General features: G+C 61.8%; 13 protein-coding genes and 1 riboswitch. Of the genes, 2 read left to right on the top strand and 11 right to left on the bottom strand.

Annotation, left to right across the window (positions count from 1 at the left end; genetic code table 11):
- Positions 1-43: 43 nt before the first annotated feature.
- Positions 44-1,558: an AhpA/YtjB family protein gene (locus ACSPX5_RS26320; RefSeq protein WP_169428589.1), complete on the top strand. Its 1,515-nt coding sequence runs from the start codon at positions 44-46 to the stop codon at positions 1,556-1,558.
- Positions 1,559-1,920: 362 nt separating this feature from the next.
- On the opposite strand, the gene ACSPX5_RS26315 is transcribed toward ACSPX5_RS26320, so the two are convergent.
- From ACSPX5_RS26315 to ACSPX5_RS26275, 9 genes are all read right to left on the bottom strand, one after another.
- Positions 1,921-2,631, bottom strand: coding sequence for a PqiC family protein (locus ACSPX5_RS26315; RefSeq protein WP_207865591.1), 711 nt, complete (start codon positions 2,629-2,631; stop codon positions 1,921-1,923).
- Between the two features lie 231 nt (positions 2,632-2,862).
- Positions 2,863-5,127, bottom strand: a complete 2,265-nt coding sequence (parC, locus tag ACSPX5_RS26310) for a DNA topoisomerase IV subunit A (RefSeq protein ID WP_439820547.1) — start codon at positions 5,125-5,127, stop codon at positions 2,863-2,865.
- A gap of 7 nt (positions 5,128-5,134) precedes the next feature.
- Positions 5,135-5,659: a retropepsin-like aspartic protease family protein gene (locus tag ACSPX5_RS26305; RefSeq protein ID WP_169428586.1), complete on the bottom strand. Its 525-nt coding sequence runs from the start codon at positions 5,657-5,659 to the stop codon at positions 5,135-5,137.
- Entirely contained in the window at positions 5,656-6,645 is a 990-nt protein-coding gene (locus ACSPX5_RS26300; protein WP_439820546.1) for an esterase-like activity of phytase family protein, read from the bottom strand. Before ACSPX5_RS26300 ends, ACSPX5_RS26305 begins: the two co-directional genes overlap by 4 nt.
- A complete protein-coding gene (gene parE, locus ACSPX5_RS26295) occupies positions 6,645-8,552 on the bottom strand; it encodes a DNA topoisomerase IV subunit B (RefSeq protein WP_169428584.1) in 1,908 nt (635 codons plus the stop codon). Before parE ends, ACSPX5_RS26300 begins: the two co-directional genes overlap by 1 nt.
- Before the next feature lie 50 nt (positions 8,553-8,602).
- The gene (locus tag ACSPX5_RS26290; RefSeq protein WP_169428583.1) at positions 8,603-9,211 is read right to left on the bottom strand and encodes a YqiA/YcfP family alpha/beta fold hydrolase; all 609 of its coding nucleotides are present in this window, start codon (positions 9,209-9,211) and stop codon (positions 8,603-8,605) included.
- Between the two features lie 96 nt (positions 9,212-9,307).
- Positions 9,308-10,123, bottom strand: a complete 816-nt coding sequence (cpdA, locus tag ACSPX5_RS26285; protein ID WP_169428582.1) for a 3',5'-cyclic-AMP phosphodiesterase — start codon at positions 10,121-10,123, stop codon at positions 9,308-9,310.
- A 117-nt stretch (positions 10,124-10,240) separates the two neighbouring features.
- Positions 10,241-10,693 (bottom strand): DUF1249 domain-containing protein, encoded by a 453-nt coding sequence (locus tag ACSPX5_RS26280; RefSeq protein ID WP_169428581.1) that lies wholly within the window; start codon positions 10,691-10,693, stop codon positions 10,241-10,243.
- Positions 10,684-11,301, bottom strand: a complete 618-nt coding sequence (locus ACSPX5_RS26275) for an NUDIX domain-containing protein (RefSeq protein ID WP_169428580.1) — start codon at positions 11,299-11,301, stop codon at positions 10,684-10,686. The genes ACSPX5_RS26280 and ACSPX5_RS26275 overlap by 10 nt, the downstream gene beginning before the upstream one ends.
- 228 nt (positions 11,302-11,529) lie before the next feature.
- Here ACSPX5_RS26275 and ACSPX5_RS26270 point away from each other — a divergent pair, with 228 nt between their 5' ends.
- Entirely contained in the window at positions 11,530-12,276 is a 747-nt protein-coding gene (locus ACSPX5_RS26270; RefSeq protein WP_169428579.1) for an RsiV family protein, read from the top strand.
- Here the strand turns inward: ACSPX5_RS26270 and cytX are convergent.
- Entirely contained in the window at positions 12,245-13,537 is a 1,293-nt protein-coding gene (gene cytX / locus ACSPX5_RS26265; protein ID WP_439820545.1) for a putative hydroxymethylpyrimidine transporter CytX, read from the bottom strand. The genes ACSPX5_RS26270 and cytX overlap by 32 nt on opposite strands.
- A 149-nt stretch (positions 13,538-13,686) precedes the next feature.
- Positions 13,687-15,576, bottom strand: coding sequence for a phosphomethylpyrimidine synthase ThiC (thiC, locus tag ACSPX5_RS26260; RefSeq protein WP_085711132.1), 1,890 nt, complete (start codon positions 15,574-15,576; stop codon positions 13,687-13,689).
- Positions 15,577-15,722: 146 nt separating this feature from the next.
- Positions 15,723-15,828: riboswitch (TPP riboswitch) on the bottom strand.
- Between the last annotated feature and the right edge of the window lie 54 nt (positions 15,829-15,882).

The following is a 15,882-nucleotide window of genomic DNA, read 5'->3' as shown; positions in this document are numbered from 1 at the left end:
GCTATACTGCGCGTCAACTTCACGGACAAAAGAGCCGAGCTCAGTGAACCGGCCCACGCCAGTTAAAACCGATAACTTCTTCCTGCTGATCTTCCGTGCACTGCGCCACCGCCGTGTACCGATTGCATTGCGCATTGCCAGCCATAACGTGATCCTGGTCGCCCTGGCCCTGGTGATCTATGCCTGCGTGATGGGCTTGCAGTTCAAGCAGGCCATGCACGAGCAGGCCGATGCCCTGGGCGAAAGCCTGACCACGCAGACCGCCACCTCCGCGACCGAGCTGCTGGTGTCCAACGACATCCTCAGCCTCAACGTGCTGCTCAACAACCTGACCAAGAACAAGCTGGTGGCCCACGCCGCCATCTACAGCGTGGACAACCGCATCCTCGCCGAGTCCGGTCAGCGGCCCAAGCACAGCCTGCTGGGCGAAGCCGAGGGCATGTACGAGAGCAAGATCACCTTCCAGGACGTGACCGCCGGGCAATTGCGCATCAGCCTGGACATGGACCAGTTCCAGCAGCCGATGACCATCAGTCTGCAGAGCATGGGCATTTTGAGTGCGATCCTGCTGGCACTGTCCCTGGCCCTGAGCCTGCGTCTTGGCCGGCACATCTCCACGCCGTTGCTGCAATTGCGTGTGTGGCTGCGCCGGATCGACGAATACACGCCGGGGATTGACCGTCAGGACGAGATCGGCGATCTGGCCCGTCAACTGCACGCCAGTTACGCTCCGGAGCCAAGCATTCCCGAGCCTGAGCCGGAACCCGAGTTCGAGGACGATGACGTCGGGCCGGAATTCGAGGTGCGCAACCTGCGCGATCCGAGTTTTGACGAGAGCCGCCCGATGGCCGCGCAGAAACCTGCGCCACGCCATGTGGTCAGCACCGTTGAAGACGACGATGACGAAGACCCGTTTGCTGACCTGCGTGACGAATCCCTGAACGACGTCGCGCAACCGGCGGTGCGCCGCCCGACGCCGAGCGTTCCGCAACACACCGCGGTGCTGGCCGTGCAACTTGGCTCGCAAGAACAATTGCGCCGCTTGCCACGGGCACGTCTGGAAGAGCTGCAGGAGCGCTATCGCGACTGTCTGGAGCAGGCGGCTTCGCTGTACCAGGGTGAAATCGAAACCCTGAATGACGGCAGCACGCTGATGCTGTTCCACACCGAAGACAGCGGCGACGATTACCTGACCAACGCCATCTGCTGCGGCGAGCTGCTGCGGGCACTGGGCCATCAACTGCAGATCGAAGTCGCCGACAGCGGCATCACCCTGCAATTGCAGCTGGGCCTGACCCTGGGCGACGAACTGTTCGGACTGAGCCAGATCGACTTGCTGCTGACCGACTCCGCCCAGGACGCCCTGGCGCTGTCGCAACACAGCCGCAACCTGCTGCTGGTGGAGCGCAAGATCGGTGATGACGCGCTGATACGCCAACGTGCACGGATCCGGCCGATTGCCAGCCCTGAGGGTGCCTGCTGTGTTGAGCGGTTGATGGAGCCTTATCCGTCGATGCTTGAACGGCAACTGGCGCGGATGCATGAACGTCGAGCCTAAACCTTAGGCCAGTGACAACGAAGCCCGCAGACGAGTGATTGTCTGCGGGCTTTTTTGTGCGTGGTGGTTTCGTGATTGCGCCAGACTTTGGAGCCCCCTCACCCTACGATTGGGGGATGTTCGGGATCTACACCGACCTGAAAGAACAAGACCGAATCCATAATCCAAACAAGCAACCGAACACGACTTCACAAATCCATAATCGACTCGAGCTTTCAGGTCGATGGATAGCGGCAGACGCCTCGGTCAGTCCCCTCTCCCTCTGGGAGAGGGTTAGGGTGAGGGGCTTTTGATCGTCTACTCAGAACCCCAGACACAACAAAGCCCGCACAAGGCGGGCTCTGTTCTGACTCGATCCAGCCTTAGAAGCGAAACACTTCCATATCGGTGCGAATCGGCGAAGCCATCGGAATCTTCGGCTGTTTCTCGGCTTCCGCCGCCGGCGCTGCCGGCTTCGGTGCCGGTTTGCGCGGTGCTTCGGCAACCGGTGGCTGGTTGGCCAGCGGCTTGAGCGCGACCGACAGTTGCTCGGCCAGACGCTGCAGCAGGATACCTTGTGCCTGAACCTGCGAAGCCGTGCCGCCGCTGTGCAGCTCTTGCAGATGAACGATGCGGTTGTCCCGCACCTGACCACGACGGTCGATCAGGCGCCACTGTGCGTCGAGAATCGCCGGCTGCTTGGCACCGGAGTCCAGGCGAGTGATGGTCAACAGCACTTGTACATCCGGGGTGAAGCCTGCGGTGGCCGGTGCCAGCACCACGCGCTGACTGTCCAGACGACCGGCGACCTGACGCAGCAGCAATTGATCGATATCCGACGAAAGGCTGCCAGCCCAACGACCATCGACCGCTGCCTGCAGGCTGCCGTCCGGTTGACGCTGCAGCAGGGTTTCACGTTGCAGGTAGTCGGCAACGACCACAGGGCCCAACAAAACCGCCATGCCCGCGCTTTGCGCAGGCTGAGCCGGACTTCCGCTGTCCAGCTGATACAGCGACACCGGCTGGTGAACGCTGCAACCCGCCAGGCCAAGAACGCCGGCGAGCAGGAAAATAAGGGGGCGCAGAGAAGTCATCATCCCGTCCAGGTGGCCGCCACAAGGCTGACCACAGTGAAAATACTCAATATTTGTGAAGAACGCTCGGCCACGCCGGCGCTTGGAAAGGCCATATCATCCGTGAATATGCGTTCCGACTCCAGCGCCAAAGCGCCGATCTACGGGTTAAATCGTAGATCGGGCGCTCTAGAGAGGCGTTATCACTTGTTTTCTCCGTCGGAGAAGACAGAGCGAATGCCCCCTGGCCGCTTAATTGAGGTTTTCGACGAGCAGCGCGTCCACCCGCTGGAAGCCCCGTGGCAGTTTATTGCCACGACGACCACGCTCACCCTTGTAGTGTTCGAGGTCGTCGGCTTTCAGCGACAAGGTACGTTTTCCGGCCTGCAGCACCAGCGTGGCGCCTTCCGGAAGAACGGCGATGTCCGTGACATATTCTTCGCGACTGGCCACACGTTCACCGGAGATACCGATGATCTTGTTGCCTTTGCCCTTCCCTAATTGTGGCAGATCGCTGATTTTGAAGATCAGCAGGCGACCCTCGGTCGTCACCGAGGCCAGCCAGTTCTGTTCGCGGTCGGCCACCGGGCGCGGCGCGATCACCTTGGCGTTGTTCGGCAGGCTCAACAGGGCCTTGCCGGCCTTGTTCTTGGCTTGCAGGTCTTCGCCTTTCACCACGAAACCGTAGCCGGCGTCGGAGGCGATCACGTACAGCGCGTCGTCTTCCGGCATCAGTACGCATTCGAACGTAGCGCCAGGCGGTGGCGTCAGACGACCGGTCAACGGCTCGCCCTGGCCCCGTGCAGAAGGCAAGGTGTGCGCGGCCACCGAGTAACTGCGGCCCGTGGAGTCGATGACCACGGCTGACTGGTTGGAACGCCCCGCCGCCGAGGTCTTGAAGCCGTCGCCGGCCTTGTACGACAGGCCGGTGGCGTCGATCTCGTGGCCCTTGGCCGAACGGATCCAGCCTTTTTCCGACAGCACTACAGTCACTTTCTCGTTCGGCAGCAGATCGTGTTCGGTCAGCGCCTTGGCTTCGGCGCGCTCGACGATTGGCGACCGACGGTCGTCGCCGTAGGTTTCGGCATCTTTCAGCAGTTCGCTGCGAACCAGTTTTTTCAGCTTGGCTTCACTGCTCAGCAGGGCTTGCAGCTTGGCCTGCTCCTTGAGCAATTCGTCCTGCTCGTCGCGCAGTTTCATCTCTTCCAGACGTGCCAACTGACGCAGACGGGTGTCGAGGATGTAGTCGGCCTGGATTTCGCTCAGGGCGAAGCGTTCGATCAGCTTGGCTTTCGGGTGCTCCTCGGTGCGGATGATGTGGATCACTTCATCCAGGTTGAGGTAGGCAATCAGCAAACCGTCCAACAGGTGCAGGCGACGCTCGACCTTGTCGAGGCGGAATTGCAGGCGGCGACGCACGGTCAGCACGCGGAATTCCAGCCACTCCACCAGCAACGTACGAAGGTTTTTCAGCTGCGGCTTGCCATCCAGACCGATGATGTTGACGTTGACCCGGTAGGTCGACTCCAGCTCGGTGCTGGCAAAAAGGTGTTGCATCAGCGCTTCGTGATCGACGCGGCTGTTGACCGGGATGATTACGATGCGGCACGGGTTCTCGTGGTCGGATTCGTCACGCAGGTCAGCGATCTGCGGCGCTTTCGACGGCTTGGCCTGCATCAGCGCGGCGATCTGCTCCAGCACCTTGGCCCCGGAGACCTGGTGCGGCAGCGCGGTGACGATGATGTCGCCGTCCTCGACGTGGTACACGGCGCGCATGCGCACCGAGCCCTTGCCGGTTTCGTACATTTTCAGCAGGTCGGCGCGCGGGGTGATGATTTCCGCTTCGGTCGGGTAGTCCGGGCCCTGAATGTGTTCGCAGAGCTGCTCGACCGTGGCTTTCGGCTCGTCGAGCAGACGCACGCAAGCGGTGGCGACTTCGCGCAGGTTGTGTGGCGGCACGTCAGTGGCCATGCCCACGGCGATACCGGTGGTGCCGTTGAGCAGGATGTTCGGAAGGCGCGCAGGGAGAACCAGCGGTTCCTGCAGGGTGCCGTCGAAGTTCGGGCCCCAGTCTGCGGTGCCTTGGCCCAGCTCGCTGAGCAACACTTCGGAATAACGCGACAGCCGCGCTTCGGTGTATCGCATGGCGGCGAAGGACTTCGGATCGTCCGGCGCACCCCAGTTGCCCTGACCATCCACCAGCGTGTAGCGATAGCTGAACGGCTGGGCCATCAGCACCATCGCTTCGTAGCACGCCGAGTCGCCGTGCGGGTGGAACTTGCCGAGCACGTCGCCGACGGTACGCGCCGACTTCTTGTGCTTGGAATCGGCGTCCAGCCCCAGCTCGCTCATGGCGTAGACGATACGCCGCTGTACCGGTTTCAGACCGTCGCCGATATGCGGCAGGGCACGGTCCATGATCACGTACATGGAGTAGTTGAGGTAGGCATTTTCGGTGAAGTCAGCCAGCGACCGGCGTTCTACACCGTCCAGGCTGAGATCAAGGGAGTCGCTCATGCGGGCCTCATCGGTTCGTTGTCTGGCGCAGCAGCATGGTGCCACCGCGCTGGGTAAATTCAAGTTTGTTCAGGGCGCTCATGCCGAGCAGCACCTGATCGCCATGCAGCCCCGGCGCCACCAGTGCGCGGACGTCCCGCAGCACGATGTCGCCCAGTTGCAGGCGGTCGATACGGGTGCGATAGCCCTGGCTCAGGCCATTGGCCGTGCTCAGGGTCACACCGAAACCTTCTTCCAGCCGGAGGTCTTTAGCGACCTGCGCCGGGATTGCCACGTCGGTCGCGCCGGTGTCGAGCATGAACTCCACCGGCCGACCGTTGATCAGGCCGCTGGCGACAAAATGTCCCTGGGTGTTGCCGATCAGTTTCACTTCGATCACGCCGCCCACCTGCTCCGAGCTGACCACCACATTGGGATTGCGTTGACGCTCTTCCCACTGGCCAAAAAACCGCGTGGCCAGAAACAGCGCCGCGCACCAGGCCAGAATCATCAACACCCGACCGGCGCGCTTGCCTGGCGGTTGCTGGCTCAAGGCTTGGCACTCCAGCCACCCTCGGGTGCGGCGAAACGCCAGACGATCGGGCGGACTTCGCCATCGGCGCGGGGGCCGAAATTGTTGTCGACACCGATCCAGGCGCCTTGAGCATCGACCACCAACGCCTCTTCCAGCCCGAAGTTCTGCGAATAACGCCGATTGGCCTGCAACAGCTCGTCCGCATACGACCAGCAGAGCTCGACCTTGGCCGTCTGCGCATCACGACGACAGATCTGATAGGCGTTGCGTTCAAGGGTAAACAGTTTGCCGTCGAACAGGGACACGTCGGAAAAATCCCGATTGACCGGTCGGGCCTTGGGAAACTGCGGCGGTTGCATTTCCATCCCGCCTTCACTGAGCAGCACGCAGCGGCCGTCACAGTCCCATACCGTTTGCTGACGCTTGATCATCAACAGGCCACGGTTTTGCCGCTCGGCGGCGAGCCACATCTGATCGCCCGCCGGGTTGATCGCCAGACCTTCGAAGATCGCATTGAACTGCAGCAACATCCCGCTGGCCCGAGATTCGCGAACCATCATCGGCGAGATTTTCAGCCACGCCGACGGCCCCTGCGCAGGCACTTGGAGCACCGCTGCATGACCTTCGCTGACAATGTAGCGATTGCCGGCGCTGTCGCAGGTGATCCCTTCGAAATCCAGATCGCCACCACGGACGAACGAGGCCGCCCAGGTTCGCGATTTGATGCCCCACGGCAAGCCGCTGTCGGGCACCGGCGGCGGATCGATGCGCACGGCCGTGGCCTGCCAGACCGGATCGCGGGTATCGAGTCGATAGATCTGGTCATCGTCCCGATCCGAAACCGTCCACAGCGCGTTGCCGCACAAGGCCAGCCCCGAGAGGTTGCCGCCACGCATGCCTTCGACCGGGTGTTCGGCGAGCACGCGCAGTTCTTGCGCAGGCTCTGCCGACACCGTCATCGAACCCAGCAGCAAGGCACCCGCCAAGGCCCAGCCAAACCGCATCAGGCCAGAACCTCGGCGAGGTTGCCCTTGGATTCAAGCCAGGTCTTGCGGTCGCCGGCGCGTTTCTTCGCCAGCAGCATGTCCATCATTTCCGAGGTCTGGGCGAAGTCTTCGCCGAGGGTCAGTTGCACCAGGCGCCGGGTGTTCGGGTCCATGGTGGTTTCACGCAGTTGCGGCGGGTTCATTTCACCCAGGCCCTTGAATCGGGTGACCTGCGGCTTGCCGCGTTTCTTCTCGGCCACCAGACGATCGAGGATCCCGTCGCGCTCGGCTTCGTCGAGGGCGTAGTAGATCTCTTTGCCCAGGTCGATGCGGTACAGCGGTGGCATCGCCACGTAGACGTGACCGGCGTCCACCAGCGGACGGAAATGCTGGACGAACAGGGCGCAGAGCAACGTTGCGATGTGCAGGCCGTCGGAGTCGGCGTCGGCGAGGATGCAGATCTTGCCGTAGCGCAGCTGGCTCATGTCTTCGGCACCCGGATCGACACCGATGGCCACGGCAATGTTGTGCACTTCCTGGCTGGCCAGCACTTCGCTGCCGTCGACTTCCCAGGTGTTGAGGATCTTGCCGCGCAACGGCAGGATCGCCTGGAACTCCTTGTCCCGCGCCTGCTTGGCCGAACCACCGGCGGAATCACCTTCCACCAGGAACAGTTCGGAACGCATCGGGTCCTGCCCGGCGCAGTCCGCCAGTTTGCCCGGCAGCGCCGGCCCCTGGGTGATGCGCTTGCGCTCGACTTTCTTGCTCGCTTTCAGACGCCGGCCAGCGTTGCTGATCGCCAGTTCTGCCAGGGCCAGACCGGTTTCCGGGTTGGCGTTGAGCCACAGGCTGAACGCGTCCTTGACCACACCGGAAACAAACGCCGCCGCCTCACGGGACGACAGACGTTCCTTGGTCTGGCCGGAGAATTGCGGCTCCTGCATTTTCATCGACAGGACGAAAGCGATGCGCTCCCAGACGTCTTCCGGCGCCAGCTTCACGCCACGCGGCAGCAGGCTGCGGAATTCGCAGAACTCGCGCATCGCATCGAGCAGACCCTGACGCAGACCGTTGACGTGGGTGCCGCCCTGCTCCGTCGGGATCAGGTTGACGTAGCTTTCAGTGACCGAGGTGCCGCCTTCCGGCAGCCACAGCAGCGCCCACTCGACCGCTTCCTTGGTGCCGGCCAGATTGCCGCAGAACGGCGCGTCCGGCAGACGCTCGAATTCGCTGACCGCGTCTACCAGATAGGAGCGCAAGCCATCTTCGTAGTGCCACTCGACCTTTTCGCCGGTGCCTTTGTCTTCGAAGCTGATCAGCAGCCCCGGGCACAGAACGGCCTTGGCCTTGAGCACGTGCTTGAGGCGACTGATGGAGAATTTCGGCGAATCGAAGTATTTCGGGTCCGGCGCGAAGTACACACTGGTCCCGGTATTGCGCTTGCCGACGGTGCCGATCACTTGCAGATCGGTGGCCTTGAAGCCGTCGGCGAAGGTCATTTCGTATTCGTTGCCGTCACGCTTGACCCGCACCCGTACCTGGGTCGACAAGGCGTTGACCACGGAAATACCCACCCCGTGCAGACCGCCGGAGAACTGGTAGTTCTTGTTGGAAAACTTGCCGCCCGCATGGAGCTTGGTCAGGATCAGTTCAACGCCCGACACACCCTCTTCCGGGTGGATGTCGACCGGCATGCCACGACCGTCGTCGCAGACTTCCAGCGAGTGGTCGGCGTGGAGGATGACCTGGATCGATTTGGCATGGCCGGCCAGGGCTTCGTCGACGCTGTTGTCGATGACTTCCTGGGCGAGGTGGTTCGGCCGACTGGTGTCGGTATACATGCCGGGGCGTTTGCGCACCGGGTCGAGGCCCGAGAGGACTTCGATGGCGTCGGCGTTATAGGAGCTAGCGCTGGGAGTGGCCATAAGGTCTCGTCGTCAGTGTTCGGTGAATAAGGAATTAATGGGGCAACCGCTCACAGCGCGGTGAAATCGATTGCCTGAAACAAATCGGCGCCAATGCCGGCAAAACTCAGCAACGCCGGCAACTGCCCGGCAAACCCCTGGAAACTGTGGTCGCCGCCAGCCTGAATGCGCAAGGCACAGGCCCGGTAATACTGCTGGGCGTAGCGATAGTCCAGCGTTTCGTCCCCGGTCTGCAACCACACCTGATACCGCTGCGGATCCTGCGGTGCCGGCACTTCCAGTTCAGCCAGGGCCGTCACGTGGTCGTGGGTCAACTCCCAGGTTTCGTCGGTGTACAGGTTTTTCTGCGTCCCCAGGTATCCGTCGAACATCCGGTGCGGACTGACGGCCGGGTTGACCAGCAGGGCTTTCAGGCCGTGGCGCTCGGCCAGGTGAGTCGCATAGTAGCCGCCGAGCGAGCTTCCCACCAGCAACGGCCGGCCCAGCTCGGCGATTGCCTGCTCCAGCTGACCGATGGCTTCACGGGGGTGGTGATGCAGCGCCGGGACACGCAGTTGATCGCTCAAACCCAGTCGTTCCATCACCTCGACCAGCTGACAGGCCTTCTTCGAGGCCGGCGCGCTGTTGAAGCCGTGGATATAGAGGATCGAACCGGACATTTGAGCTCCCTGGGTGTCGGCTAAAGAAAGCGGAGTTTACAGGGAGTCGGGGGGTGTTGGGCCAGCACCCGAGGAAATCAGCGCTGCGCCCCTGAATCAATAGCCGTTCGAGCCGTAATCCACCTGAAAATCGAACCCCGTGACACGCGCCACACCTGTCTCGATCCGCCCATCCGGCAGAAGACGCAACCAGCGATACCCCGGCGCCTGCTCGCCGACCTTGAAGTCGGCACTGCGCGGCTCGAACTGAATACAGGTCGACGGCGAGGCAATCAGCCGTACACCGTTGCGCTCTCGATCGATCTCTTGATGCACATGTCCCCACAACACGGCTCGGACCTGTGGGAAACGGTCGAGCACGTCGAAAAAAGCTTCGGGATTGCGCAAGCCGATCGGCTCCATCCAGGCACAATCGATCGATACGGGATGATGATGCAAGCACACCAGATGATGCCGCTCCGGCGCTTCGCTCAGGGCGCGGGCGAGCAATTGCAGCTGTTCATCCTGCAAATACCCCGGCACCGAGCCCGGCACCGCCGAATCGAGCAGGGTCACGCGCCAGTTGCCGATGTCCACCACCGGCTCCAGCAGCGCACTCTGCACAGCGGCCATTTGCATGATCTGCGGTTCGTCGTGGTTGCCGGGGATCCAGCGAGCGGGCGCGTCGATCTGCGCGGTCATCTGACGAAACTGCTGGTAGGACGCCAGCGTGCCGTCCTGTGACAGGTCGCCCGTGGCGATCATCAGGTCGATTTGCGGCTGCTGCTCGAGCACCAGCTCGATGACCTTTTGCAGGCTCTCGCAAGTTTTCATGCCCAGCAGCGCACCGTCCGCCTCGGCGAACAAATGACTGTCGGACAGTTGCACCAGCAACGCCGCATCGGCGGTGGTCAGAGTCGATACGCTCGGCAAGGCGTTCTCCCAGGGCTGGATCGCCGGGTCGGAAAGGTTCGCAATTATGCTGGGGGAAGGCCCCGGGATGAAACCGCCGAACCGGACGCAGTTCACAACTTGCCGCTGTTATAGACGCTATCGAACAGCGGCGTACTCGTGACCGCAGGCCAGGCAATGACTCAGCCACTCTCCGAGAAACAGATTGAGCTGGGCCTTTTCGTCCGGCTGATGCATGGCCGCGTTGGGGTAAGGATAGATGCCGCGAAAGCGTCGCGCATGTTCGGCGCTGATCACTTCGGCCATGCGCGCGTCGTGGTAGACCTGCACTTCCAGTTGCGGCACCGGCAGCCACGGCAGGCTGTGTTCCTGGCGTACTTGCAGGGTCGTGGTGTACGGGCAGGTCTGCAACACTTCGATGGCCAGCACGCCGAGCATCTGGTCGCCCTGGGTCACGGCGATGCGCCGTGCTTCGGGGTCGCGGCGCATGTCCGGCAACAGTCGCATCAGGCGCGCGTAGTTGGCCTCGCAGGCGGCTTGCAGGCCCGCGAGGTCGACACGATAGCGATCGCGCAGTTTGTTTACGACCATAACCCCCTCACTTCGGCGCGATTGAGCGCCAGCCACTGCAAGGCGATGATGCTCGCCGCATTGGCAATCCGACCGTCGCGTACGGCCTGCAGGGCATCCTCGAATGCCCAGACCGTAACGCGGATATCTTCAGCCTCTTCCTCCAGCCCGTGCAGGCCGCCGACGCCTTCGGTGCTGCAACGCCCCAGAAACAAATGCACGAATTCGTTGCTGCCCCCCGGCGACGGGAAATATTGCATCATCGGCCACAAAGCCTTGATGTCGAGTCCAGCTTCCTCCTGCGCTTCGCGGTGAGCAACTTCTTCCGGCACTTCTTCCTTGTCGATCAGACCGGCGACCAGCTCCACCAGCCAGGGGTTGGCGGTCTTGCCCATGGCACCGACGCGGAACTGTTCGATCAGTACCACCTCATCGCGTTGCGCGTCGTAGGGCAGCAGGCATACCGCATCGTGGCGCACGAACACTTCACGATTGATTTCGCGGCTCATACCACCAGCGAACAGTTCATGACGCAAATGCACGCGATCGAGCTTGTAGAAGCCCTCGTAGCATTGCACCCGCTGCACGATATCGACGGCGGTTGGAATGGCGTTGGCAAAATCGGTCATGGGCATCCTCGTCTACTGCAGATTCCAATACGAGGTTCGTCTTGTTAATGGCGACCTCGACTTCGCGCCATCCTAACGCGCCCGTGACGTTTGATGCAGCCCCTTTGCTGTCAGCGGGATGGACGGTGGAAGCGAAACCCACTCTAATTAGCTTAGTGGCGAACTGACCGCTTCGTTGAGAGTCGAAGCGGTAACTTTTTGCCTTCCCCTGCTTCAGAAAGGACGCCCATGTCGCTTTTCAAAATTGCCTCCGTGGCCGCCATCGCCCTGACCCTGGGCGCCTGCGCCAGCCTCTTCCAGCCCAACTACCGCACGCCGCTGGAAGCCACCCGCGACGCCTCGGAAACCCTGAAACCCGGTTGTTCCAACCCTGACTGCCCGCTGGTGAACATTGACACCCTGCACTTCCCGGCGGAGCCTGCGCTGGACGGCATCATCGAAAAACGCCTGCTGCAATTCACCCGCACCGAACCCGACGCACCGGTGGCGCCAACCCTGGCGGCCTATCGCGAGCAATTCCTGCGCACTGCCGGGCCGCGCAACAGCAGCTATTTGCAGGCCAAAGTACGCGAGCAGCATGACGGTCTGGTGATTGTCGAAGTGTCGAGCTACCTGGACACCGGCGGCGCCCATGGCACGCCGGGCCGCGGTTTCATCAACTATTCGCGCCAGCAGCACAAGGTGCTGAGCCTGTCGGACATGCTGGTGCCAGGTCAGGAAGAAGCGTTCTGGAAAGCGGCGCAAGTGGCGCACAACAGCTGGCTGATCAGCACCAAGCTCGATCAGGAAGCGGAGTTCGTGAAGAACTGGCCGTTCGTCAAAACCCCGCATGTGGCGCTGACCTACGGCGGCGTGATCCTCAAGTACGACGTGAGCACCCTCGCGCCTTATGCACTGGGCCACGTCGAACTGAAGATCCCTTACCCGCGCCTGAACGGCATCATCAAGCCCGAGCTGTTTCCCGGCCGTAACTGAAGGCCCGGCCCAGCACGAGTTGCAGCAACCCTGCCAGGACCAGCGCCGGCAGGGTTGCGCCGACATCCGGATACAGATTGGCCAGCAGATGATAGGTGCTGATGCCACCCAGCCAGGCCAGCAGCGCCGGCCAGTGCAACGCGGCCGAAGCCACCTGGCCACTGCGTTTGCGCAGGATGAAGTGATCCACCAGCACCACGCCGAACAGCGGCGCAAATACCGAGCCGATCAGCAGCAGGAAATTCTGGTATTGCGCCAGGGGCGCAAGCAGCGCGATCAAGGTGCAAATCACGCCGATGGCCAGCGCCAGATGCTCGACCTTCAGACGTAGCAGAATCCCGCTGGAGACCGCAGCCGAGTGAATGTCGGCAAAAGCGTTTTCCGACTCGTCCAGCAGAATCAGCAACAGCGGAATCCCCAGGCCGGCACCGGCCAGCGCCAGCAGCAGCGCATTGACTTCACCACTCGGCGCGAAGGCCAGGGTGTAGGCGACGCCCAGGCTCATCAGCCAGAAGTTGCCGATGAAGAAACCGATGGCGGTGCCACCGAATACGTTCTTCGCCTTCTTGCCGAAACGCGAGTAGTCGGCGATCAGCGGCAGCCACGACAGCGGCATCGCAATGGCGATGTCAAAACCCACGGCGAACGGCATCGAACCATCCCCGGCCTGTGCCCACAAGGCGCCCAGATCAGCCTTGGCGAACAGGTTCCAGGTCAGCCAGATGCAGGCGGCCAGAATCAGCCAGATACCCCATTTGCGCAGGATCTTGCGCACAAATGTCAGAGGCCCGCTGACGGCGAGCAAGGTCGCCAGTGCACCAAAGCACAACGTCCACAACATCGGACTGGCCCACAGCGAACCTTCACTGAACGCACGGGTGCCGAGCAGGCTCGCGGCGTCGCGCATGACGATGATTTCGAACGAACCCCAACCGATCAGTTGCAGCAGGTTGAGCAGCGCCGGCAAGCTCGCACCTTGTCGGCCCAGGCTGAGTTTCAGTGCAGCCATCGACGACAGACCGGTGTCGCTGCCGATCACGCCAACGGCGGCCAGCAGCAGGACGCCGACCAGGGTGCCGAGGAAAATCGCCAGCAGCGATCCCGACAGGCCCAGCCCCGGTGCCAGCAGCGCGCCGGTCTGCAAGACCATCAGACCGATACCGAGGGAAAACCACAGGGAAAACAGATCGCGACCGCCGAATACACGCTTGTCGGCGGGCACGGCGAGGTCGGGGGAATAAGTACCGGGTTGAATGCTCAAGGGTGTTATCTCAGAGGGACATTTGTTGTTGTGTCGATCAATCGCCAGCAGGCTGGCTCCCACAGGGGACTTGTGGCGATCACAAATCCTGTGTGGGAGCCAGCCTGCTGGCGATGGGGCCTGCACAGGCCCCACCCTTTCAGGTCAGATCAAACTTTTTTGTACAGCTGACTGCCTTCCTTCTTGAACCGCTCGGCCTGTTCGGCCAGGCCTTGGGCGACGTCCACGTCGACCGCGTCGATCCGCTGGTTGGCCGCGTATTCGCGGACTTCCTGAGTGATCTTCATCGAGCAGAATTTCGGCCCGCACATCGAACAGAAATGCGCGACCTTCGCCGAGTCCTTCGGCAGGGTTTCATCGTGATACGAACGGGCGGTGTCCGGGTCCAGACCGAGGTTGAACTGATCCTCCCAACGGAATTCGAACCGTGCCTTGCTCAAGGCGTTGTCGCGGATTTGCGCGCCCGGATGCCCCTTGGCCAGGTCCGCGGCGTGCGCCGCGATCTTGTAGGTGATGATCCCGGTCTTCACATCATCCTTGTTCGGCAGGCCCAGGTGTTCCTTCGGCGTCACGTAGCAGAGCATCGCGCAACCGAACCAGCCGATCATCGCCGCACCGATACCGGAGGTGATGTGGTCGTAGCCCGGCGCGATGTCGGTGGTCAGCGGACCGAGGGTGTAGAACGGCGCCTCGTCGCAGCACTCCAGCTGCTTGTCCATGTTCTCTTTGATCAACTGCATCGGCACGTGGCCCGGGCCTTCGATCATGCACTGCACGTCGTGCTTCCAGGCGATCTTGGTCAGCTCGCCGAGGGTTTCCAGTTCGCCGAATTGCGCTTCGTCGTTGGCATCGGCAATCGAGCCCGGACGCAGGCCGTCGCCCAGCGAGAAGCTGACGTCGTAGGCCTTCATGATTTCGCAGATTTCGTCGAAGTGGGTGTAGAGGAAGTTCTCTTTGTGATGCGCCAGGCACCACTTGGCCATGATCGAACCGCCACGGGAAACGATGCCGGTCACGCGCTTGGCGGTCAGCGGCACGTAGCGCAGCAACACGCCGGCGTGGATGGTGAAGTAGTCGACGCCCTGCTCCGCCTGCTCGATCAGCGTGTCGCGAAACAGCTCCCAGGTCAGGTCTTCGGCAACACCGTTAACTTTTTCCAGTGCCTGATAGATCGGCACGGTGCCGATCGGTACCGGCGAGTTGCGGATGATCCACTCGCGGGTTTCGTGAATGTGCTTGCCGGTGGACAAGTCCATCACCGTGTCCGAACCCCAGCGAATGCCCCAGGTCAGTTTCGCCACTTCTTCTTCGATGGACGAACCCAACGCGCTATTGCCGATGTTACCGTTGATCTTCACCAGGAAGTTACGGCCGATGATCATCGGTTCCAGTTCAACGTGGTTGATGTTGGCCGGAATGATCGCGCGGCCGCGGGCGATTTCTTCGCGGACGAACTCTGGGGTGATTTCTTTCGGAATGCTCGCGCCGAAACTGTGACCGGCATGCTGCTGGTTCAGCAGGCCGGCAGCCCGGGCCTCCTGCAGCTTCATGTTTTCGCGGATGGCGACGTATTCCATCTCGGCGGTGATGATGCCTTTACGGGCGTAGTGCATCTGGCTGACGTTGGCCCCGGCCTTGGCACGGCGCGGGTTGTTGACGTGGGCAAAGCGCAGCTTGGTCAGCTCCGGATCGGCCAGGCGCTCCTGACCGAAATTCGAGCTCAGGCCTGGCAGGCGCTCGGTGTCGCCACGGTCGTCGATCCACGCCGAACGCACGTCGCCCAGACCTTTGCGCACGTCGATCACCACGTTCGGATCGGTGTACGGGCCCGAGGTGTCGTAGACGGTGACCGGCGCATTGATTTCGCCGCCAAAGTCGGTCGGGGTCACATCGAGGGTGATTTCACGCATGGGCACGCGGATGTCCGGGCGCGAGCCCTGAACGTAGACTTTTTGCGAACGGGTGAACGGTTGAACCGACTGCTCGTCGACCTTGGCCGAGTCACTCAGGTTGATCGCGTTTTTGGATTTTGTAGTCATCACGGGCTCTCCAGACAGCATCCAGGCAGTGGATTGTCGGAGCAGAACCTGAAAGGCACGGACGCACCAAGGCTGGTGCTGTGCATCGTCGTCGAGCGTTCGATTGTCGAACAATTTCCCGGACGAAGCACAAGAGGACTCGCCGGGTGACGAGAAATCTTGTTCCCTACGCAGGCGCTAACCTGATCAGGTTCAACGGGATCCGAAAATATTCGATCTCAGCCTCATAGCAAGGCACCCCGACAAGAACCTGGCCAGTCTAGACACAACCGGCAAAGAACGCCAACACCGTGGCAAACACCATGA

The sequence above is a fragment of the Pseudomonas sp. HLG18 genome (assembly GCF_051903985.1).
GTDB classification, from domain to species: Bacteria; Pseudomonadota; Gammaproteobacteria; order Pseudomonadales; family Pseudomonadaceae; genus Aquipseudomonas; species Aquipseudomonas fluorescens_BT.
This window is presented reverse-complemented; position numbering and strand designations above follow the sequence as displayed.